Source organism: Caulobacter sp. Root1472 (genome assembly GCF_001426985.1).
Classification (GTDB): Bacteria; Pseudomonadota; Alphaproteobacteria; order Caulobacterales; family Caulobacteraceae; genus Caulobacter; species Caulobacter rhizosphaerae.
This window is the reverse complement of sequence record NZ_LMFX01000034.1, coordinates 246,435-265,990: the sequence shown is the minus strand read 5'-3', so window position 1 is coordinate 265,990 and position 19,556 is coordinate 246,435. Positions and strand designations below refer to the sequence as shown.

The 19,556-nt window shown below is 66.9% G+C and carries 20 protein-coding genes and 1 pseudogene; 9 read left to right on the top strand and 12 right to left on the bottom strand.

All coding sequences use genetic code 11. The features are described 5' to 3' along the window. The first annotated feature begins 247 nt into the window (after positions 1-247). Together ASD47_RS20220 and ASD47_RS20215 are read left to right on the top strand one after the other, a co-directional pair. Positions 248-550: a hypothetical protein gene (locus ASD47_RS20220; RefSeq protein WP_156402335.1), complete on the top strand. Its 303-nt coding sequence runs from the start codon at positions 248-250 to the stop codon at positions 548-550. Further along, a complete protein-coding gene (locus ASD47_RS20215; protein WP_056760320.1) occupies positions 547-2,526 on the top strand; it encodes a hypothetical protein in 1,980 nt (659 codons plus the stop codon). Before ASD47_RS20220 ends, ASD47_RS20215 begins: the two co-directional genes overlap by 4 nt. Before the next feature lie 11 nt (positions 2,527-2,537). Here the strand turns inward: ASD47_RS20215 and ASD47_RS27740 are convergent, their stop codons facing one another. Further along, positions 2,538-4,814, bottom strand: coding sequence for a hypothetical protein (locus tag ASD47_RS27740; RefSeq protein ID WP_235525967.1), 2,277 nt, complete (start codon positions 4,812-4,814; stop codon positions 2,538-2,540). Positions 4,815-5,289: 475 nt separating this feature from the next. Here ASD47_RS27740 and ASD47_RS20205 point away from each other — a divergent pair, with 475 nt between their 5' ends. The 4 genes and pseudogenes from ASD47_RS20205 (at position 5,290) to ASD47_RS20195 (ending at position 7,224) form a co-directional block, all read left to right on the top strand. Further along, the gene (locus tag ASD47_RS20205; RefSeq protein WP_056760318.1) at positions 5,290-5,820 is read left to right on the top strand and encodes an antirestriction protein ArdA; all 531 of its coding nucleotides are present in this window, start codon (positions 5,290-5,292) and stop codon (positions 5,818-5,820) included. A gap of 92 nt (positions 5,821-5,912) precedes the next feature. Beyond that, positions 5,913-6,176 (top strand): annotated as a pseudogene (locus tag ASD47_RS26750) (DUF2274 domain-containing protein); the annotation flags it as partial. Continuing rightward, positions 6,143-6,832 (top strand): DedA family protein, encoded by a 690-nt coding sequence (locus ASD47_RS20200; protein WP_056760316.1) that lies wholly within the window; start codon positions 6,143-6,145, stop codon positions 6,830-6,832. The pseudogene ASD47_RS26750 and the gene ASD47_RS20200, both read left to right, overlap by 34 nt. A 191-nt stretch (positions 6,833-7,023) precedes the next feature. Beyond that, complete coding sequence (locus ASD47_RS20195) at positions 7,024-7,224, top strand: hypothetical protein (RefSeq protein ID WP_028040524.1); 201 nt, start codon at positions 7,024-7,026, stop codon at positions 7,222-7,224. Positions 7,225-7,350: 126 nt separating this feature from the next. On the opposite strand, the gene ASD47_RS27980 is transcribed toward ASD47_RS20195, so the two are convergent. The 6 genes from ASD47_RS27980 to ASD47_RS20170 form a co-directional block, all read right to left on the bottom strand. Then, entirely contained in the window at positions 7,351-7,476 is a 126-nt protein-coding gene (locus ASD47_RS27980; RefSeq protein WP_255355531.1) for a hypothetical protein, read from the bottom strand. 10 nt (positions 7,477-7,486) lie between these two features. Then, positions 7,487-8,608 (bottom strand): DNA polymerase IV, encoded by a 1,122-nt coding sequence (gene dinB, locus ASD47_RS20190; RefSeq protein WP_056760314.1) that lies wholly within the window; start codon positions 8,606-8,608, stop codon positions 7,487-7,489. 44 nt (positions 8,609-8,652) lie between these two features. After that, positions 8,653-9,426, bottom strand: coding sequence for an exodeoxyribonuclease III (locus ASD47_RS20185; RefSeq protein WP_056760312.1), 774 nt, complete (start codon positions 9,424-9,426; stop codon positions 8,653-8,655). Between the two features lie 25 nt (positions 9,427-9,451). After that, a complete protein-coding gene (locus ASD47_RS20180; protein WP_056760310.1) occupies positions 9,452-9,640 on the bottom strand; it encodes a hypothetical protein in 189 nt (62 codons plus the stop codon). Between the two features lie 72 nt (positions 9,641-9,712). Further along, on the bottom strand, positions 9,713-10,309 hold the full coding sequence (locus tag ASD47_RS20175; protein WP_056760308.1) for an alpha-ketoglutarate-dependent dioxygenase AlkB: 597 nt from the start codon (positions 10,307-10,309) through the stop codon (positions 9,713-9,715). Next, positions 10,306-10,635, bottom strand: coding sequence for a hypothetical protein (locus ASD47_RS20170; protein ID WP_056760306.1), 330 nt, complete (start codon positions 10,633-10,635; stop codon positions 10,306-10,308). Before ASD47_RS20170 ends, ASD47_RS20175 begins: the two co-directional genes overlap by 4 nt. Before the next feature lie 133 nt (positions 10,636-10,768). On the opposite strand from ASD47_RS20170, the gene ASD47_RS20165 reads away from it, so the two are divergent. Both ASD47_RS20165 and ASD47_RS20160 read left to right on the top strand, forming a co-directional pair. Then, positions 10,769-11,665 (top strand): 3'-5' exonuclease, encoded by an 897-nt coding sequence (locus tag ASD47_RS20165; RefSeq protein ID WP_056760304.1) that lies wholly within the window; start codon positions 10,769-10,771, stop codon positions 11,663-11,665. Between the two features lie 25 nt (positions 11,666-11,690). Then, a complete protein-coding gene (locus ASD47_RS20160; protein ID WP_235525966.1) occupies positions 11,691-12,698 on the top strand; it encodes a glycosyl hydrolase in 1,008 nt (335 codons plus the stop codon). Positions 12,699-12,754: 56 nt separating this feature from the next. On the opposite strand, the gene ASD47_RS20155 is transcribed toward ASD47_RS20160, so the two are convergent. Beyond that, complete coding sequence (locus ASD47_RS20155) at positions 12,755-13,171, bottom strand: thermonuclease family protein (protein WP_056760300.1); 417 nt, start codon at positions 13,169-13,171, stop codon at positions 12,755-12,757. 313 nt (positions 13,172-13,484) lie between these two features. Between ASD47_RS20155 and ASD47_RS20150 the strand changes: the two genes are divergently transcribed. Then, complete coding sequence (locus ASD47_RS20150; protein ID WP_082564713.1) at positions 13,485-14,858, top strand: DUF418 domain-containing protein; 1,374 nt, start codon at positions 13,485-13,487, stop codon at positions 14,856-14,858. A 241-nt stretch (positions 14,859-15,099) separates the two neighbouring features. Here the strand turns inward: ASD47_RS20150 and ASD47_RS20145 are convergent, their stop codons facing one another. The 4 genes from ASD47_RS20145 to ASD47_RS20130 all read right to left on the bottom strand — a co-directional run bounded on the left by ASD47_RS20145 (position 15,100) and on the right by ASD47_RS20130 (position 19,539). After that, positions 15,100-15,918 carry an alpha/beta fold hydrolase gene (locus tag ASD47_RS20145; protein ID WP_056760291.1) on the bottom strand — a complete coding sequence of 273 codons (819 nt, stop codon included), beginning with the start codon at positions 15,916-15,918 and terminating at the stop codon, positions 15,100-15,102. Positions 15,919-16,119: 201 nt separating this feature from the next. Then, positions 16,120-16,779 carry a helix-turn-helix domain-containing protein gene (locus ASD47_RS20140; protein WP_162251690.1) on the bottom strand — a complete coding sequence of 220 codons (660 nt, stop codon included), beginning with the start codon at positions 16,777-16,779 and terminating at the stop codon, positions 16,120-16,122. A gap of 300 nt (positions 16,780-17,079) precedes the next feature. Beyond that, positions 17,080-17,835, bottom strand: a complete 756-nt coding sequence (locus tag ASD47_RS20135; RefSeq protein ID WP_056760287.1) for an alpha/beta hydrolase — start codon at positions 17,833-17,835, stop codon at positions 17,080-17,082. A 162-nt stretch (positions 17,836-17,997) separates the two neighbouring features. Further along, positions 17,998-19,539, bottom strand: a complete 1,542-nt coding sequence (locus tag ASD47_RS20130) for a sodium:proton antiporter (RefSeq protein ID WP_056760285.1) — start codon at positions 19,537-19,539, stop codon at positions 17,998-18,000. Positions 19,540-19,556: the final 17 nt, after the last annotated feature.

Here is a 19,556-nt window from a genome sequence, read left to right as displayed (position 1 = left end):
GGACGAGCCTAGCACGCTCGCCCGGTTAACCACGGCTCAAGCCGACGGCTTGCCGAACTAGACGCACGGGACGTCCAAACCGGACGCACGGCGGTCGGTCGCCCGTGTGGCTACGTCGAGAGGTCGTTCCCTGATGTCGCCTGGTCATCTCTCGGTGGTGTTTCGAAGACCGGCGGTTGACGAGCGTGGCCGTGGAGCCTATGTGTGTAGAAACACTGTGTGAATGTTCTACTTTTGGTCTGGCCCGATGATCGACCTTTCCGGCATGACGCTCTCGGATCTTCGTGACGCTGCCGACAAGGCCAGCGTTGTCGATGTCGAAGCCGACGTTGCTCGCCGGGCCATGGTAGCGTTTCTAAAATCGCCCGGAGCGCCGCAAGCCAAGGCGGTCGGCATTGCTTCGAGCGGCAAGTCCTATGTCGCCCTGTTGGGCGGCGAGCGGATCGGCGCGGTTTACCGCGTACGTAACGATCTCCAGCTCAAGCGTCTGAGGAGAGTACCCGAAAGCGTAGCGTACTTGGCCGAATTGGTTCGGAGGAAACACGCGTGAACCAGAACGAGCGTTACGAAGCTATTGGCGTGCATGACTTGAATTTCCACGTCACCAAGAGCATCGACACCTGCCCTCGCGGTCTGCAGCAGCGCGAACTGGTCAAGAACGGCATCGAAGCCGAGCTCACGCCCGAAGAAAACGGGCAGCGCCGGATCGTGTTGCGAGCCATCATGGTCGACGGCGTCCGGAAGCTTTCGGTCTTCAACACCGGACGTGGCATGACGGGCGAGGAGCTGCGACAGGCCACCGATCTATCCTCCTCGATCCGCAAGGACCACGGCCTCGAAGGCCGCAAGAACCGCGGCGAGGGCGCCAAGGTCGCTTCGCTGCCCTGGAACCACGAGGGCGTACGCTTTCGGTCCTGCCGCGAGGGCCAGGTGAGCGAGACGCTGCTCAAGCGGGTGGGCGAGTGTTACGTTCGAGTGCGCGCCGAGATCGAGACCGACGACGGCGAGAGCGACTACGACTCGGTGTGGGACGCGACCCAGGAGGTCTTGGACGAAGGCGGCCGAGTCGATATCGACTGGACCGAGGTCGTTTGCCTTGGCCAATCGCCCGATCAAGACACCACTAAGTTCCCGTATGGCGCCAACACCGGCGGCGGCACCCAGCGCGAAGTGCTGACCGAGATCTTCAACCGGTTCTACGCGATCCCCGATCACGTCTCCTTGGAAGCCGACGTGTCGTTGCACGGCCGTAAGGGTTCGAGCCGCCTTCGTCTGCTGTCGGACGGGATCGCCCATTGGGGCGGCGATCATGCCAAGCTCCGCGCCGAACGTGTCGAGCTCGACGATGGCGTCGCGATCGAGTTCGTCTACCTGCCCACGCTGGGCGGCAGCAACAACGTCTTTGGTGGCCACGAATTGGCTGGTCAGCCGAGCCGGGCGGCGATCGTCTGGCAGGGCGAAATGTACGACGCCAAGATCGGCGTCGATTGGAAGAAGATCGGGGCGGGCTACGGGCTGCCGTACGTCCATACCAACGTGACCGTGCTCGTACACCTGCCCGACGACGCACCCGTCAAGGAAGGGGCTTATCGGCTCGACCTCTACTGGGAGGAAGACGGGTCGCGGGTGGAGGTCGAAAACTTCCAGCTTCAAGTCCGCGAGGCCATGCCCCCTTGGCTCCGGGCGATCGTCGACGACGCCACGCGGCCCAAGCGAGCCTCCGACATGACGTCGGTGCGCCTCGAGCTGGAAAGGCTCCTGAAGGCCGCCTTGATCAAGATTGGCGATCATGATCAACCCGGCTCCAAGCGGCCGGCCGAGCCGAAGTCGGGCGCGACCCTGCGTCTGGCCGAGGCCTTGGAGCCGTCCGACGACGTAAACGACGAACTCGGCGAGGTGGAGGCGCCTGCGCCCCGCGAGGCTGGTCCCGAGCCCGAGATGTTTATCGTGGACGAGGACGTGCCGCCCGATGCGTCGCCGGAACCTGATCCGGACGCGGAACCCGACGTGCCGCGCAAGCCGCGCACGACTTCGAGCGAGCACCGCGCGCCCGCGCCGGCCAAGCCGGTCAAGAAGCGCAGGGCCGTGCAGCTGGTGTCGAACGCGCCGGAGATCACCTGGCTGGACTTGCCCGACCAGATCGAGAGCGAGGGCCTCGTAGATCGCGCGGCCAAGTACGTCCGCACGACCAACGTCCTCTACCTCAACGGCCTCTACGACGCGGTCGCCGGCAAGATCTCTGATCTTGAACTACATTACCGAGGCGGGTTCGATTGGGAGCAGGTTCAGGATCTCGTCCTGGAAAAGGTTCGAGCCGACATGGCCTTGCACATCGGCAGCGTGGTCGTTCACGCGCTGGCCAAGCAGCGGGTCAAGAGCTGGGACGCCAATGATCTGGAGAAGGCCTTGACTCCGGAGGCGCTGACCGTGGCCGCCGACCAGAGCGCGCACTTGGTGGGCGAGCTGAAGACGGGGCTTTCAAAGACCGGCCTGTTTCAAGCGGCCAAGCTCTTGGAAAGCGCCTGAGGCCGGGTCCGTCACGCGTCGAGCCAAACCTTGTTGAGTACGGTCGCGGCGAGGGCGGCCTTGTCCTGCGGCAGGAAGCGGCCGTAGTGCTCGACGATGGTGTCGGGGGTGTCCTGGATCGCGTAGCTGGCCTGCTCGTAGGAGCCCGTCTGCTTGAGCACGTGGGTGGCCAGGACGTCGCGCACGTTATGCGGCCCGTGCGGCAGCAGGCCCTCTATCGCGCCGTGGCCGGTATAAGGATTGTAGATTCCGTAGCGTTGGATCGCCAGCCGCCAGGCCTCGTAGAAGCTCGTCGAGTCGTAAGCCGCGCTCCGGCTCTTGGCCTTGACCGTCTTGACGAAGAAGGTGCCAGGATCGTCGGCGCTTCGTAGAAGCACGGCGCGGTGCGTGAGCAGCCAATCGTCGATCTCGCGATAGAGGCCGCCGAGATCGGGAAGCGCCAATCTGAACGGGTTCTTCCGAAAATAGGAGGAGCCGGCGTTCTTGAACGCCGCGGCCGGCACGAGCACCTCCCACACGCCCTCGCGCAAATTCCAGCGAAGCTCGCCGCGCTTTAGCGCTTCCAGCTGCCGCTCGTTGGTCGGCGCCTGGCCGCGCGGTTTCACCAAGAGCTGGCGCAGGTTCTTCTGGCGAAGGCCAAGATGCAGGCCCAACCTCAACATCAAGAAGGCCCGGGTCGCTTCGGCCGCCGACTGGGGATAGAGCCGCGCCTGGGGGCGCCGGCGCAGGATCTCCTCGGTGATCTTGCGATATTCCCCAACCGGACTTTCGGCCTCGAGAATGGGCAAGATGGGTTCGAACGGGTCGCGGTGAATTCGGCTGACCCGTGCGATTTCCTTGGCCCTTAGAAGCGCATGCCGATGCTGGATATCACATAGACCCTCCCAGTCGTCGTTCGCCGCCTGGACGTCCTTGGGGGTGATCAGGCCCTCGATCGGCCGCAGGCGTTCGGCCAGGCCGGGCGTTTGGCGAAGCCAGCCCGTCTCCGCCCGCGTCAGGCTAGCCCCGATGGTCAACATCTCGGTTTCCCATTGCGTGTAGAAACCGCGCCTGGCTTCGCGCCATCGAAGGTACCAGTCCCAAACCGATGGAAAGACCAGGAGCGCGAAGGTCAGGCAACGCGTCGGCGCGCCGTAGCCCTTGACCGGGCCGTCTGGAGAAGCGGCCAGAGCCCCGAGCAAAAGACCAAAATGTTCCATCTTCTGGTCGGCCGTCTCGCCATTCCAGATGCCGTTGCGTCGTCGACCACGTGACGACAACGTGGCGGTCTTGAACTCGAATAGGTCCGCGGCTTCCTCCGCCAAGGCCGGCGGCGCCGTCATCGCGCCGGCGGGCCGATCACGTTCGATCGCGCCCGGATCGGCCAATCTCTCGGTCAGCGATGGGCTCGCCGATAAAGTGACGGCGGTGGGGCGAGCGGCCACGTCTCCGAATTGAACCGCATAGCGCTGCTTCACGGCGGCCGCCTGATAGCGGCGATAATCGGTCGTGCCGCTGATCACGACCGTCTCGACCCACTCGACGATTTCCTCGCGCTTGGCCAAGGGCAGGCGATCGAAATCGTCGGGCAGGTGCCAGGCTAGCCGTCGTCGTTGGCATACGGAGCGGGGCAAGATCTCCGCATTGGTGACCATGCGTCCCGGGTGGGGGAGCTTGGTCGCGAAATAACCGCTCGGCAGGCCATAGCGCCTCTCCAGGGCGGCCAGGATCCGCAAGCATTTGCTGCTGCGAGGCGCGTGTTCGCCGCGACGCCAAACATAGAAGGTCGACGCCGCGATCGTTTCGCCCGGCTCGCAGATAATCTTGGCCAGGCCGTGGCCGGTGTCGCCGTGGCGGCGGATATGCAGGTCGAGCGCCGCGGGGAAATCGGGAGGATCGATCCAGTCGGTCCACAAGGGCCGCGGAAACGCGGTCGCCGGCGGCGCGGGCCGTTTGGACCGAACCCGGAGCGATCTCGGCGTGGGTTGCGGTCTGGGTTCGGCGCGCGCGGTAGGTGGGGCGGCCGAAGGGACGTCGGCGTCTTCGTTTCGGGCCTTGGCCCTGAAGTAGCCCGCCGGTAGGGCGTAACGCCTTTCGAGCGCACTCAGAAACTGCAGCGCGATCGCGCCGCGCGGCAGCGAACGTCCTTGCCGCCAGGCGCGCAGGGTCGAAAGCTCGATCTCTTCGCCGCGCCGACAGAGCATGCGTCGAACCTTGCCGCAGTCCTCGTCGTGGCGTCGAAGATGCAGGTCGAACGCGTCCCCGAAGCTTGGCGGGTCGTCCCAGGTATCCCAGAGGGCTCGCGGCAAGAGGCCAAAGCCTGAGCTTCGAACGCGTCGAGGCGCGATGCGGCGTGGTCTTGCGCCGTCTTCGGTCTTGTCTGGTCGAGACATCAGGCGAGGCGAACCCGGTCGATCGGCGGGGGCGACGACACACGGAGGGGGGCGGCGCCGGCGACCCGGAAGCGGCGGCAAAACGCAAACACTAGCAATGGGGTCCGAACTCCAAGCCGACGATAGGCGTCGTGCTGTTCGGTGACGACCGAGCAGACCGGTTCGGGCACCGGCGCCGATGAAAATATTTCAGACCGGGTTTGGAAGGGGCGGCTCGCCGCCGGTTAGCGAGACTTGGGGCTCCGCCCCCGGCGCGCTTCGGATCGCCTTCCGCCCAGCTTCGGGCTTTGCCCTGCAGCCGGGTCCCCGCGAAGCCGCCCCTCCGCTTGCACCCCCGGTCTCGCCGACGGGCAAGGGTTCATGCTGAACCCCTGCTTGAAGGATGAGGAAGATGGGACAAGCCGCTGAAAAGCTGGAGCCTCGCATCTATGTCGCCTGCCTGGCGGCCTATAGTAGCGGCCGGCTGCATGGCGCCTGGATCGCCGTGGAGGATGACGCCAAGGCCGTGCGCGAGGCGGTGGCCGCCATGCTGGCCGCCTCGCCGGTGGCGGAGGCCGAGGAATACGCCATTCACGACCATGAGGATTTCGGCGGCGTCGAGGTCAGCGAATATGCCGATCTCGACCACCTCGTCGAGATCGCCGGCTTCCTGCGCGAGCGCGGCCATCTCGGCGCCTTGGTGCTCGAGCATTTCAGCGGCGACCTGGAGGCGGCGACGAGCGCCTTGGACGAGCAATATCGCGGGCTGTTCTCCAGCCTCGCCGACAGCTTTCAGGAGCTGACGGAGGAGACCACGGTCATTCCGGACGCCTTGCGCCTCTATATCGATTGGGAGGCCATGGCCCGTGACGCGCAGTTGGGCGGCGAGGTGTTCACGGTCGAGACCGGCCATGACGAGGTGCATGTGTTCTGGACGCGCTAGCGGAGGACTGCTTGCCGCCTAAGTCTCGGCGGGAGGGACGAACCGTTCTGAAGGTGACCCAGTAGCGTAAGGGCGTTGACGCCGAGACCGGAACCAAGGTCGCCGAGCCGGTCACGCTGATCGCGTCGGTGCTGGCCAGGTTCATGGAGACTGACCGGGGTTTCACCTTGGGGCCGCAAGACCCGCCGGGGGCGAGTCTCTGGCGCCGTTTGGTTGCTGATGCGGATCGGCCACAGAGGCCGTTTTTAGCGCCCGATGATACCGATCGGTCTCGCAACCGCGTCGCGGCTTCCCATGTTGGTTGGGTCCAAGGAAATCCGCCATGCATTTCGATCTCGCCCCGCTGTCCGCCCTGATCTCCGACCACCGCGCCTGGGCCGGCCTGGTGCTTGGTTTGGCGACCTTCCTGGAGTCGCTGGTGCTGATCGGCGCCTTCGTGCCGGCCACCGCCCTGATGCTGCTGGCCGGCTGTCTGATCGCCACCGGCGCCCTGGATCCGGTGTCGGTGGTGTTGTGGTCGGTCGCCGGCGCGGCGCTCGGCGACGCGGTCTCCTATGGCCTGGGCCGGCGCCTGGGCGGTGGGGTCCTGGCCCTGCCGTTCCTGCGGCCGCACCGCCGGACGATCGCCCGCACGCGGCTGTTCTCGCGCCGCTATGGCGTCGCCTCGATCTTCCTGGGCCGTTTCTTCGGCCCGCTGCGCGCCTTCGTGCCGGTGATGGCCGGCATGGCGCGAATGAAGGCCCACAGCTTCCAGGTCGCCAATGTCGCCTCGGCCTTCGTGTGGGTCGGCGCCCTGGTCTCGCCAGGCTATCTGGCCGGCAAGGGCCTGTCGGTCCTGCCGAGCCTGGATGTCGCTCAGGTCGGTCTGGTGGTCGCGGCCCTGGCCGTGTTCGCGGGCGGGGTGGTGCTGATGCGCCGCAAGCCGGCCCCGAGCACCGCATCCGTGGCGCGCCCCGTGGCGCAGGGGTCGGCGATCGCCGCCTTCGAGCCGCTGGACCGCTGCGCGGCCTAGAGGGTCGCGCGGCCTGAAACTCAGGCTGGTCGCGGCGGCGCTGTCCGGTAGCGGCGGTCCCGACTATTTCCAGGAGCGTCCGCCCCGGGCGATCGCAGATGGGCGCGGCGGCGGTGGTGCGGCGCCATCAAAGCGTCACCGATCCTCAGTCAGGCTTGGCCGTCGGATTCCCCGACCGGAGAGACTGATCGATGCGCCGCACCCTGGCCCTGGCCGCCGCCGCCCTGCTGACCCTGGCTGTTTCCAGCCCGTCCTTCGCCGCCCAATGCCGCGACGCCAAAGGCAAGTTCATCAAATGCCCGGCCGCCAGCGCCCCGGCCAAGCCGACCAAGTGTAAGGACGCCAAGGGCAAGTTCGCCAAGTGCGGGACGCCGGGCGCCAAGCCGGCCTAAGGCGCATCGAGGGCGTTTCTGGCGATCGCGGTTTCGGTCGCCAGGCTCGCGCCGGCTTTGGCCTGGGCGGGTGAAGGATAATGCGCGGACATTCGGGTCGGTGGTGTCGCGCCAAGGCGCTTGGACCTAACGCGGCGTGAACACCGTCAACAGGGCCATGCCGGCCCCGCCTGCCAGTCCGATGATCGCCGCGATCCCGGCCCAGCCGGCGGGCGTCAGGATCCGGGCGCTGGGGCGACGGCGGGACGACATGGTCTGGATCCTAAGCAGGGTTGAGGGCCATCGACACGCCGCTGGGCGCCACGTCAAGGCCAAGGCCTAGCTGTTCGTCCTTCAGGGCGATGGCCTGGTCGAAGTTCGATAGGGTCACGCCCACCAGGCGGATGCCCAGGCGCGGCGGATAGACCGAACGGATCAGATCCAGGCTGGTTTGGCGCAGGGTCTCGCGATCGGCGATCGGCGCGGGCAGGGAGCGGCTGCGCGTGGCCTGCTGGAAGTCGGCCCACTTGATCTTGACGGTGACGGTGCGGGCCCGGGCGCTCGTCTTCTCACACCAGGCCCAAACGTCGTCAGCCATGGCCAGGACGCCGGCCTCGATCGGCTCGGGCGCGGTGTGGTCCTGGTCGAAGGTGGTCTCCGAGCCCGACGACTTGCGCACCCGGTCGGGATTGACCGGCCGGTGGTCCTGCCCGCGGGCGATGGCGTAGTACCAGGGTCCCGACTTGCCGAAATGGTGCTGCAGGAAGGCCAGGCTCTGGCGATGCAGGTCCTCGCCGGTATGGATGCCCAGCCGCTTCATCTTGGTCTCGGTGACCGCGCCCACCCCATGGAAGCGGCCGATCGGCAGGGATTGGACGAAGGCCTCGCCCTTGCCGGGCGGGACCACGAACTGGCCGTTGGGCTTCCTCTGGTCCGAGGCCAGCTTGGCCAGGAACTTGTTGTAGGACACCCCGGCCGAGGCGGTCAGGCTCGTGGCCTCCAGGATCCGCGCGCGGATCTCCCGGGCGGTCTGCGAGGCCGTCTCCAGACCGCGCCGGTTGGCGGTGACGTCGAGATAGGCCTCGTCCAGCGACAGGGGTTCGATCAGGTCGGTGTAGTCGGCGAAGATCGCGTGGATCTGGCGCGAGACGGCCTTGTAGACCTCGAAGCGGGGCGGGACGAACACCAGCTGCGGGCACTTGGCGAGGGCCGTGGTCGAGGGCATGGCCGAGCGAACGCCGAACTGGCGGGCCTCGTAGCTGGCGGCGGCGACCACCCCGCGCCGGGCCCCGTGCCCGACCGCCAGAGGATGGCCGCGAAGGCTGGGATCATCGCGCTGTTCGACCGACGCATAGAAGGCGTCCATGTCGATATGGATGATCTTGCGAATCCCGGGCTCGCCCATGGTCGCAGTCTAGCGGGTTTGGAACTAAAGGGGAACGTGTGCAGCTAGTCGGCCAGCCGGATCCAGGTCGGCGCGTGGTCGCTGGCCTCTTGCTCGCCGCGCGCCCAGCGGTCGACGCCGGCCTCGACCAGGCGATCGGCGAGATCCGGCGTCAGCAGCAGGTGGTCCAGCCGCAGGCCCTTGTCGCTCGGCCAGCGGTTTCGGAGATAGGCCCAGAAGGTCCAAAGCGGTCCGGTCGGATGGAGCTGGCGCAGGGCGTCGCTCCAGCCTTGATCCAGTAGGCGCTGGTAGGCGGCTCGCACCTCCGGCTGCAGCAGCGCGTCGTCGGCCCACGAGTGCGGCTGATAGATGTCGGCCTCGGTGGGCACGACGTTGTAGTCGCCGGCCAGCACCACCGGCGCGCCGCTGGATCGCAGGTCTTCAGCGTGGGCGATCAGGCGCTCGAACCAGGCCAGCTTATAGTCGAACTTGGGGCCCGGCCGAGGATTGCCGTTGGGCTGGTAGAGGCTGGCCACCAGCACGCCGTTGACCGCCGCCTCGATGTAACGGGCTTGCGTGTCGGCCGGATCGCCAGGCAGGGCCGTGCGGGTGACGATCGGCTCGGCCTCGCGCGCCAGGATCGCCACGCCGTTCCAGCTGCGCTGGCCTTTCCAGACGGCGTTGTAGCCCAACTGGGCCAGCGGCTCGGCGGGAAAGGCGCCTTGCTCGGCCTTGAGCTCCTGGAGACAAACGACGTCTGGCTCGGCCTCGGCCAGCCAGTCGATCAGGTTGTCCAGGCGCTTGACGACGTTGTTGATGTTGAAGGTGGCGATCTTCACGCGGCGGCGCCGACCTTCACGGACATCACGCCTCGATAGGCTGGAAGCTGTCCGGGTCTAGGCCCTCGGGCACCCCGCGGACATAGAGCCCTTCGGCATGATGGCGCTCGAAGTCCTCGACCTCGTAGACCTGCCCGCTGTAGACGCCCAGATGGGGCAGGTTGACGCCGGTGCGCAGCACCTGGTCGCCTTGCTGGTAGGTTCGTTCGATCATGCTGGGTCCTCCGTCCCCGGCCCCAACGCTGTCGCGCCGTTTGGGGTTTCGCCAGGGGCCAACACGTATCCGTCAGTAGCTTGGCCTTGGCGTGCGCACGGTCCGGAACGTCACCGAATAACGCAGCGCCTCGACCGGCGGGATGCTGTGCTGCCAGTCGCTGCGCGCCGGGCCGCTCATCAGGTAGGCCGAGCGCGGCTGGGCCTCGATCGTGGCCCGGTCCCAAGTCTGGCCGGTCTTGCGCCGTAGGCGAAAGCTGCAGGGCGAGACCAGCGACACGCCGGCGATGGCCACGGCCGGCGGCCGATCGCGATGCCAGCCGATGCCGGCGCCGGGGGCGTACTCGGTGACCAGGGCGTGGCGGAAGCTGTCGCGGGGCAGGCCCGTGAAGGCGGCGACCTTGTCGAGCAGCGGGCGCAGAAAGTCGGGGATCGGCTCGCCGGTCTCGATCATCTGGCCGCTGTCGTCCCGCCGCCAGCCGAAGCTGGCGACCCGGCGATTGCCCAGATAGCCCAGGTGTTCGTAGGGCTTGAAGGCCAGGCCGTCGAAGCGGCCCACCAGGTCGCGCTCCTCAGCCGGGCCGATCAGGTCGGGCTGGTAGGCGAAGCCTTGCGGCATCGGCCGGCGCGGCGCGGGCGGCAGGTCAAAGAGGCTGGGCTGGACGCTCATCGCCGCGCCTCGTCGTCTCGTCCGGCGGTCGCGGGCGGATCGACCTGGCGCACGGCGCGCCAATAGGACCAGGGGACGCCGGCCGTCAGCGCCATCTCGAACCAGGCCTCCTCGCCGTCGAACTCGGGGACGTGTTCGGGCGAGACGAAGGTCACGTTGCTGCGCGAAGCGCGGCGGGCGCCGGGGAAGGTGAAGTAGAGCGTGCGGCTCGAAAGATCGCCCGTGTGTTCGCGCTTTCGCGTCAGTTTCTCGATGCTCTTGCGCCAGACACGGGGCGGCTGGCCGGCGGGCGCGGCGAGGCGCCCGCGACGCGGGGGAGGGGGCATGGCGGATGTCCAGGTTGTTCTCTAATTGTTCTCACTGGCCGCCGGGAGTCAATCGACCGGAACGCGAAGTGGGGATCGATCCGCATGAGGCCTTGGCTGGCCTGGGAAACGGCTCTGATGCTATGCGGGCGGTATGGAGGAGCCGGCTCTGGATCTGGAAGCGATGGCCGCGGCGCTGCAGGAAAGCGGCGACTACCGGGTGCTGCGCCGGCTGGTCCCGCGGCCGCCGGTGGCGATCCCCGACGGCGTCGTCGTCCGCACGGGCCTGTTCGTCGATGTCGAGACCACGGGCCTGGACTGGCGCCAGGACGAGATCATCGAACTGGCCATGGTCCCGTTCCGCTATGGGATGGACGGGCGGATTTACGAGATCGGCGAGGCCTTCCACGGCTTTCGCCAGCCGGCCCGGCCGATCCCGCCGGAGATCACCGCCCTGACCGGCATCAATGACGCCATGGTCGCCGGCCAAACCCTCGACCTGGACGCGGTGACGGCCGCCGCGGCGCCGGCCGCGCTGGTCATCGCCCACAACGCCGCCTTCGACCGCCGCTTCCTCGAGCGCTTCTGCGAGGTGTTCCGCACCAAGCCTTGGGCCTGCTCGATGAGCCAGGTCGACTGGGCCGCCGAGGGGCACGAGGGCGTAAAGCTGGCCTGGCTCGCCGCCGGGGCCGGGTTCTTCTACGACCGTCACCGGGCGGTCAATGACTGCGCCGCGGCCATCGAACTGCTGGCGACCGACCTGCCCAGAAGCGGCGTTCCGGCCCTGGCCGCCCTGCTGGAGCGGGCGCGCCTTCCGACCTGGCGGATCTGGGCCGAGAACTCGCCCTTCGCCATGAAGGACAGGCTCAAGGCTCGCGGCTATCGCTGGAACGGCGATGACGCCGTGCCCTCGCGCTGCTGGTATGTCGATGTCGCCGAGGCCGACAAGGACGCCGAGCTTTTGTTCCTGCGCCAGGAAATCTACGGCGGCGAGATCGACCTGCTGGCCCGGCGCATCGACGCCTATGACCGGTTCTCCGAGCGTGGCTAGGGGCCAGGGACAAGAGGGGAACGGCATGAGGGTTTCCAGGCGCTCGACCCTGGCCACGGGCCTGGCGCTGGCGGCGGTTGGTGGGGCAGGCGAGGCGGCGTCCTCACGCCGCCTGAGCAATCCTCGGCCTTCGGCGCAGGCCCGCGCCCTCTACGACTTTCTCTGGAGCCTCTACGGCCGCAAGACACTGACCGGCCAGCAGGAGTTGGGCGTGGCCCGCGCGGGCCCTCGGGTCGAGCTGGATTACCTGGCGCGGGTGACCGGCCGCCAGCCGGCCATCCTCGGCCTCGACTACATGGATCCGCGCGACAACGCCGCGGTCAACGAGCGGGCCACGGCTTGGCATCGCTCGGGCGGGATCGTCACCCTGTGCTGGCACTGGGGGGCGCCGGACGTCGGGACGGGGTACGAGAACTCCAAGAAGGACTTCGACCTGGTCGCCGCCTTGAAGCCGGGGACGCCGCAGAACCGGGCTTTGCATCGCGACCTGGACGCGATCGCCGACCTCCTGACCGTGTTGCGCGACCGACGCGTGCCGGTGCTCTGGCGGCCGCTGCACGAGTTCAGCGGCGACTGGTTCTGGTGGGGCAAGCACGGGCCGGCGGCCTTCAAGGCGCTGTGGGCGCTGATGCATGACGAGTTCACCCGCCGCCGGGGCCTGGACAACCTGATCTGGGTGTTGGGCTGGGCCGGCCAGAACGTCGATCCGGCCTGGTATCCGGGGCGTGAGCGCGTCGATGTCGCCGGCGCCGACATCTATGTCGAGGACCACGGCGCGCTCGAGCCGATGTTCGGGGCGGTCAAGGCGATCGTCGGCGACAGCGTGCCGATCTGCCTGCATGAGAACGGGCCAGTCCCGGATCCAGCCCTGCTCGGACCCCAGGCCGATTGGCTGTGGTTCATGACCTGGCACACGCGCTGGCTGATGGATCCCGGTCAGAACGACCCGGCGCGCTTGAAGGCCTATTATGGTTCGGGACGGTACGTGACCCAGGACGAACTGCTGGCCGCGGGTCTGCCCAAGCCCGGTTGAGGCGTCGCCCGGGGCGGCCCGTCCTGTCCTCGAAGGCGCGGTTCGGGCTTACGCCTCTATGGCTTGGCCGAGGTCGCGCCGTTGGCCCATTGCCCGCGACCGGCCGCCTTGGCGTCCGCTTCGGCCTTGGCGTAGGCGCCCTTGCTGTAGCGACGATACTCGGTGGTGAGCCCCGAGCGGATGAGCGCGGCGTTGACGTCCGGACTGGCGCTGGACCAGCACTTGCCGACGAACCGGCCATAGCGGTCGCGCTCGACGAACCGGCAGGCCACGCGGCCACGGGTCAGGCGGATCAACTCATCCCGGGCCTCGTAGGCGAGGGGCTCGGCTGGGGTCTGGCCGCGGCGCACCTCGGGCGCGTCGACGCCGAAGAGCCGCACCCGCTCGGAACCGCAGCGCAGGGTGTCGCCATCGTGAACGGTCGGGGCGGTGCAGGCGATGAGGGCGGCGGCGAGGGCGGCGGGCAGAGGCATGGAGCGGCTCTAATCCGCTTTGGCCCGCGGAGGTAAGCGCGGAAATTCGCATGCTGAGGGCCGACGCCGGTCCGAGGGGCTGTGGCTCATCACACACCGTGGCGCACGCCGGGCAAAACCGGGAGCGGCGCTTGATTTGCCCAAGCTACACCACGGAGCAAGTCTCGGTGCTGCCTGCCATTTCACGACATTTTACCAACGTTGCCGGACCGACCGCGCTAGCCAGCGCCGCCTATCCGCCAGCTGCTTTCCGACGTCGTCGGCCCTGCTGGCGGTCAACGCGCCACGAGCTCGTCGCGCGAACCGGAGTATTATGGTGCAGTACACATCACATGAGATCGCGACAGACCTAGAAGCGGGCGGGGCACCGAGCGCCGCCGTGGACGGGCCGGTCGCGCCGACCCAGCGCATCGCCGCGCTCGACGTCCTGCGCGGCTTCGCCCTGCTGGGCATCCTGGTCTTGAACATCGAGAGCTTCAGCGGCCCTGCCGCCCTTCACGACGTGCCCCTTGGCGTGGCCAAGCCCGCCTTCGTCGGCTGGCACGCGACGCTGGACCTCGTGATCTTCGCGATCAAGTGGCTGTTCTTCGAAGGCAAGATGCGCACGCTGTTCTCGATCCTTTATGGCGCGGGCATCGTTCTAATCACCAGCCGCATCGAGGCGCGCGGTCCCTCCGCCAAAGCCGCCGACATCTTCTGTCGTCGCAACATGTGGCTGCTGCTGTTTGGTATCGTGCACGGGACGCTGATCTGGCAGGGCGATATTCTCTCGCAGTACGCCCTAGTGGCCTTGCTAGTGATGTTTCCGCTCCGCCACGTGGCCGCCAAACGCCTGATCGTGGTGGGGCTCGTCATCGGGGTGCTGGGCGGTACCTTGGGCGTCGTGCGGGCCATGGACGTCCCGCAGGTTCTGAGCGCCGAACGTCTGCGCGCCGAGGGCGCGGTCGCGCTGGCCGAGGGCTATGCGCCGTCGCCGGCGCAAAAGGCGGCCATCGAAGACGAGGCCAAAGCCAAGGCGGCCGAACCTGCAGGTATTGAGCGGAGCATCGCGCAGGGTCGCCAGCCTTACCTGGATAGCGTCCCGTCGCGAGCTTCGGGCTATTTCGATTTCGTCGTCATGCTATTCCGCTCGGGTTGGATCCTCGAAGTCACCGGCAGCATGTTGCTGGGCATGGGGCTCTTCAAGTCCGGCTTCCTGACCGGCGCGCGGTCCCGAGCGACCTACCTGACGACGGCGTTAGTGGGCTATGGCGTCGCCGCGCCGATCGTGCTGACCGGGGTGGCGATGGTCGTCGCCAAGGGCTTCACCGTGGCTTCGGTGACCCGCTGGATCTATCAGCCCTACGCCGTGGAGATCTTCGCTGGCGCGATCGCCAACGCTTCGGTCGTCCTGCTGGTCGTCAAGAGCGGGTGGCTCAGGGGCATGACGGCGGCTCTGGCCAATGTCGGACGCACGGCGTTCAGCAACTACATCCTGACGAGCCTGCTTTGTCAGGTCTTGTTCGCCTGGGGGCCTTGGAAGCTCTATGGGGCGCTCGATTACTATCAGCAGATTTACGCCATCCTGGGCGTCTGGGCGGTGAATCTCGTGGTCAGCGCCTTGTGGCTGCGCGCCTTCACCTATGGCCCGCTAGAATGGATGTGGCGCTCGCTCGTCTATTGGCGCCGGCAGCCGATGCGCCGGTGATCCTCTTCGGCTTGGTCTTGGGCCCGAAAAGCCCGCCCAGGACCAAGCCGTCGGATAGCCGCCGGCGTGACGCTCGACGGGGTGAGGCCCATCGGGAGCCTCGGCATTTTCACTGCGATTTGCCGGCATCGAGGAGAGTTTGAGCTTCTTGTTCGTCCTTCGTCACTAAGACGAAACTCGAACCCTCCTCAATTTACGCCCCCCGGTCTTCACCATAGGCGATGACCGGGGAGAGATGTCATCAAGACCTGATGAACGAGAGCAGGTCGGCGTTCAGGACATCCGCATGCGTGGTCAGCATGCCATGCGGGTAGCCGGGATAGGTCTTCAGCGACCCGTTCTTGAGCACGTCGACCGCACGCGGCACGGAACTGGCGAACGGGACGACTTGGTCAGCCTCGCCATGCATCACCAGGACCGGCACGGTGATCTTCTTGAGGTCTTCGGTATAATCCTCGAGCCAAGAGGCGACAGTCGCGTAGTGAGCAAGCGCGCCGCCGGCCATGCCTTGGCGCCACCAGTTTGCGATGATCGCCTCCGAAGGCTCGGCCCCATCGAGGTTGTAGCCGTAGAACGGATTTTCCGGGACGAAACGGAAGAATTCCGCACGGTTGGCCAGCATCCCCGCGCGAATGGTTTCGAACCACTCCGGCGGCTGACCGGACGGGTTGTCCTGGCTCTTGTACATGTTCGGCGTCAAGGAGGCGACGAGCACGGCCTTGGCGACGCGCTCGGGGTAGCGAGCGACATAGCGAGCCACCTCACCGCCACCTGTCGAATGCCCGATATGGATCGCGTCGCGCAGGTCGAGGTGTTCGGTCAGGGCCGCTAGGTCGGCAACCCAGTGCTCCATGTCGTTGCCGGCGCTGGGCTGGTCGGACCGGCCGTGGCCGCGCCGGTCGTGGGCGATCACCCGATACCCGTGATTGAGGAAGAACATCATCTGGGCATCCCAGTCGTCCGCCGTCAGCGGCCAACCGTGGCTGAAAACGATCGGCTGACCTGATCCCCAATCCTTGTAGAAGATGTTTACGCCGTCTTTTGTAGTGATCGTGGACATCGAAACGCTCCATATAGGCTTTTAGGCATCAGCCGGTTGAAAAGATTCATGCGTTGACCTGAGAGGTCTTTCGCTCCGACGAGCCTTGCCGTGGCAACACCCGCTCGGTGATGCGGAAGCGTTATCCTCCGAAGTGGCCCGGCAGTATTCGCCGTTCCTGCGCATTTTCGTGCGTTTCCTGCTGAATGGGAAAAACCACCCTCAATCGCGCTGCTCGGTCCGGAACTGACGCGGCGTCATTCCCGTATGCCGGCGAAAGAGGCGATTGAAGTTGCCCTGCGAACCGAACCCCGCCTCAAGCGCAACCTCGCTCATTGACGCGCGGCCCCGCGCCAAGCGGACCTGAGCATCCCGGATGCGCCGCTCGGTGACATATCTGTGCGGCGAGAGACCCGTCGCCTTCTTGAACAGACGACAGAAATGATACTCGCTGAGACAGGCCTGCTCGGCCAATTCTGCCAGTGCTAGCGGTTCGGCAAAGTGGCTCTCGATGTAGTTCATGACCCGCGCGAGCCTTCGGGGATCAAGGTCCGGTTCGGCGCCGTGACGCTGCCATCGGTCATATCCGTACTTTGACAGCAGATGGGCGACGAGCATCGAGCGTGCGCCATCGACGAAAAGCCTATCTGTAACCTCTTCTGGACGCGACACGATCGCCCGCAACGCGAGCGCGATTTGCACCAACAGCGGGTCCCTTATCCCGCCCGCAAAGGCCAGGCGGGTCTTGGCTGGATCGAGGTCGAAGTCTGCCTCCGCGCTGAGATCGAATGCCGCCGGCGCCAGGTACATGTGCAGGAACTCGACCGGCGCCTTGATCTGCGACACCGTCTCCTGAAGCCCGATGGGATCGATCGACGCCATCCCCTGTTCGATGAACCCCCGACGGAGCACCCCGTTTGCTTCCCGCTCAAACGGGGCGCGACCTGCCAAAGCAACTGTAGCGACAACACATTGCATCGAGGCGGGCTTCAACGAACCGGGGTCGATCCGTCGATGTTCGACCCGCAGATCGCCCCACTCGCGGGGAGGATGAAGGTGTGTGTCAGCCCCGAACCGATCATCAAGAGAGGGCATCACCGCGCTGGTCACTCCTTTCGATCCGTTGTCTGGCGGGTGGGGACACAAGCCCCGGGGGCTGTCGCCAGCCCCCGGGGCGCCGGGTCAATTGGCCGACCCGGCCGCCGTCTCGATGGCGGTGGTGACCTCGTGGGGGTGCGAGATCATGATGGCGTGGCTGCTTTTGACCTCGGTGGTCTTGGCCGAAGCGCGCTTGGCCATGTCGCGTTGGGCCGATGGCGGAATGATCAGATCGTCGCCGGTGACGACATAATAGGTCGGCTTGGCGCGCCAGGCCGGAACGATGATCTTGGTCGCCGGCGCGGCTTGGCCCCACGGCACCTGCGAGGCGGCCATGAAAGCGGCCACGTCTCTGGGCGCATCGGGCGCGAACTGGACCAGGAACTTGTCCTTGTCCAAGGTCAGAAAGCCGTCCTTGGCCACGATCGGCACGGGCGGGGCATCCTTGGGAAAGCCGCCCAGCAGCGACTGGACGGACTCGCCCGCGTCGGGCGCGAAGGCGGCGAGATAGACCAGGCTGCGCACCTTGGGATCGCCACCGGCTTCGGTGATCACCGCCCCGCCATAGGAGTGGCCGACCAGCACGACCGGGTACTTTGCATCGGCGATGGCGCGCTTGGTGGCGGCCACGTCGCCAGTGAGCGTCTCGGTCGAGTTCTGGACCACGAGCACCTCGTAGCCGTCGTTGGTAAGTTCGTCGTGGACCGCCTTCCAGCCGGCGCCGTCGACGAAGGCGCCGTGGACCAGCACGACGCTGGTCGAGTGGTTGGGCGGGCCGGCCAAGGCGGCGCCGGCGCTCGCCAGCAGCGCCAGGGTGAGAGCGGAGAGCTTGCCTTTCATCTGGTCGGTCCTTCCTCGTTGGCGGCCCTCCGGCATGGAGACGGTCGCAAAGTGGCCCGGCGGGGCCTGGGGCGGGCTCTTCCGGTTCACGAGGGATGGTTCGAGGTTGGGGCCAGCTTCGCCAGTAAGTTCTGGTGAATCTTCGGCGTGCTTGGCCAGGCGTCAGTTCTCCTCGATGTGACGCTCGCGATCGTTGCCCAGGGCGACCTCGGTGAAGTCGAGCTCTTCCTGGATGATCAGGAAGGCGTCGGGGCCGACCGCCTGAGCAAGGCAGAGTTCGTCTAGCCGCGTGCGCTGGCGACGCGTTGTTTTGAGGCCCAGCGCCCGCCATTGGGCCAGCTTCACGCAGGGAGCTTCGAAGTTCGCCGCCGTCTCGCGCGCCTGAAGCGCAAAGCGCCAGTGCTCTGCGGCGGGCCCGGTCTCCTGCGCGAAGGTTTCGAGCGCCGCGCTTGCCATGGCCGCACGTGTACTGGCCAACTCCACCGAAAGGTCACTCTGGTCGTTGAGACCCAGGAGCTTGACGAGGGGCGCGAGGCTCAGGCCCTGGACCACGAGCGTGGCCAGAACCACGGCGAAGGCGCAAAGGACGATAAGATCGCGTTGCGGGAAAGCAGCTGGCAGGGCGAAAGCCGTCGCCAGGGTGACCAGACCCCTCATACCGCACCAGCCGATCAGCACTCCCTGCTTGAAGGGCGCGGGCTCGAGCGAGCCGCGGAAGAACCGGTAGCGCGCGGCGAGACGGTTGTAGGTCAGGAGCCAGGCCATGCGGATAGTGATGACGCAGGCCACCACCACGGCGCTGAACCAGGCCGCCTGCTCAAGCCGCGCGGCCGACATGTCGGCCACGATGGTGCGCGCCTGCAGCCCCATCAGCAGGAAGGCCAGGACGTTGAGCAGGAAGACGGCGGTGTCCCAGACGGCATAGCTGTGGATGCGCGAGCGCGGCGGTGTCGACAGGCTCGCCGTCCGCGCGATGGTCATGGCGAAGGCCACGAGACAGAGGATGGGCGAAAGGCCCAAGCGCTCGGCGATCAGCCAGACGGCCAGCGTGCTGACGAGATCCAGGAGATTGCCGCCCAGCGTGCCGTGCAGATGCGGCGTGAACCAGCGGAAGAGACGGCCCACCACGATCCCGAAGACAATCCCGCCGGGCACGGCCAGCGCGATCTTCAACGCCAGCACCCCGTCGACCGCGCCATGGGTCTGGGCGGAAGTCGCGACGCTGAAGAGCAGGAGCGCCGAAGCATCGTTGAGCAGGCTCTCGCCCTTGAGAACCGTCACCGATCGCCTGGGCATGCTGACCTGGCTGAGAACCGCCGTGGCCGCCGCGGCGTCCGGCGGCGCCACGATCGCTCCCAGCGCCAGAGCCGCCCAGAACGGCAGGCCAGCCAGACACACACCCGCCGCGGTCACCGCCGCGGCCGTGAGCAGGACCGCCACCACCACCAAGGCGACCAGCGGGCGCCAGTAGCGGCGAAGCGCCGTGAGCGGAAAGTCGAAGGCGGCGTCGACCAGCACCGGCGCGATGAAGAGCGGTAAGGCTGTATGCGGATCCAGGTGGATCCGGGGCGCTTGCGGAAGCAAGGCCAGAACCACGCCCGTGGCCGCCAGCATGGCCGGGTAGGGCGCTTTGGTCCGCCGCGCGAGCTGCAGAAGCAGGATCGCGACCGACAAAAGCGCCACCATGCTCTCGAAGAAACTCATCTCGCGCCTCCGCCTTG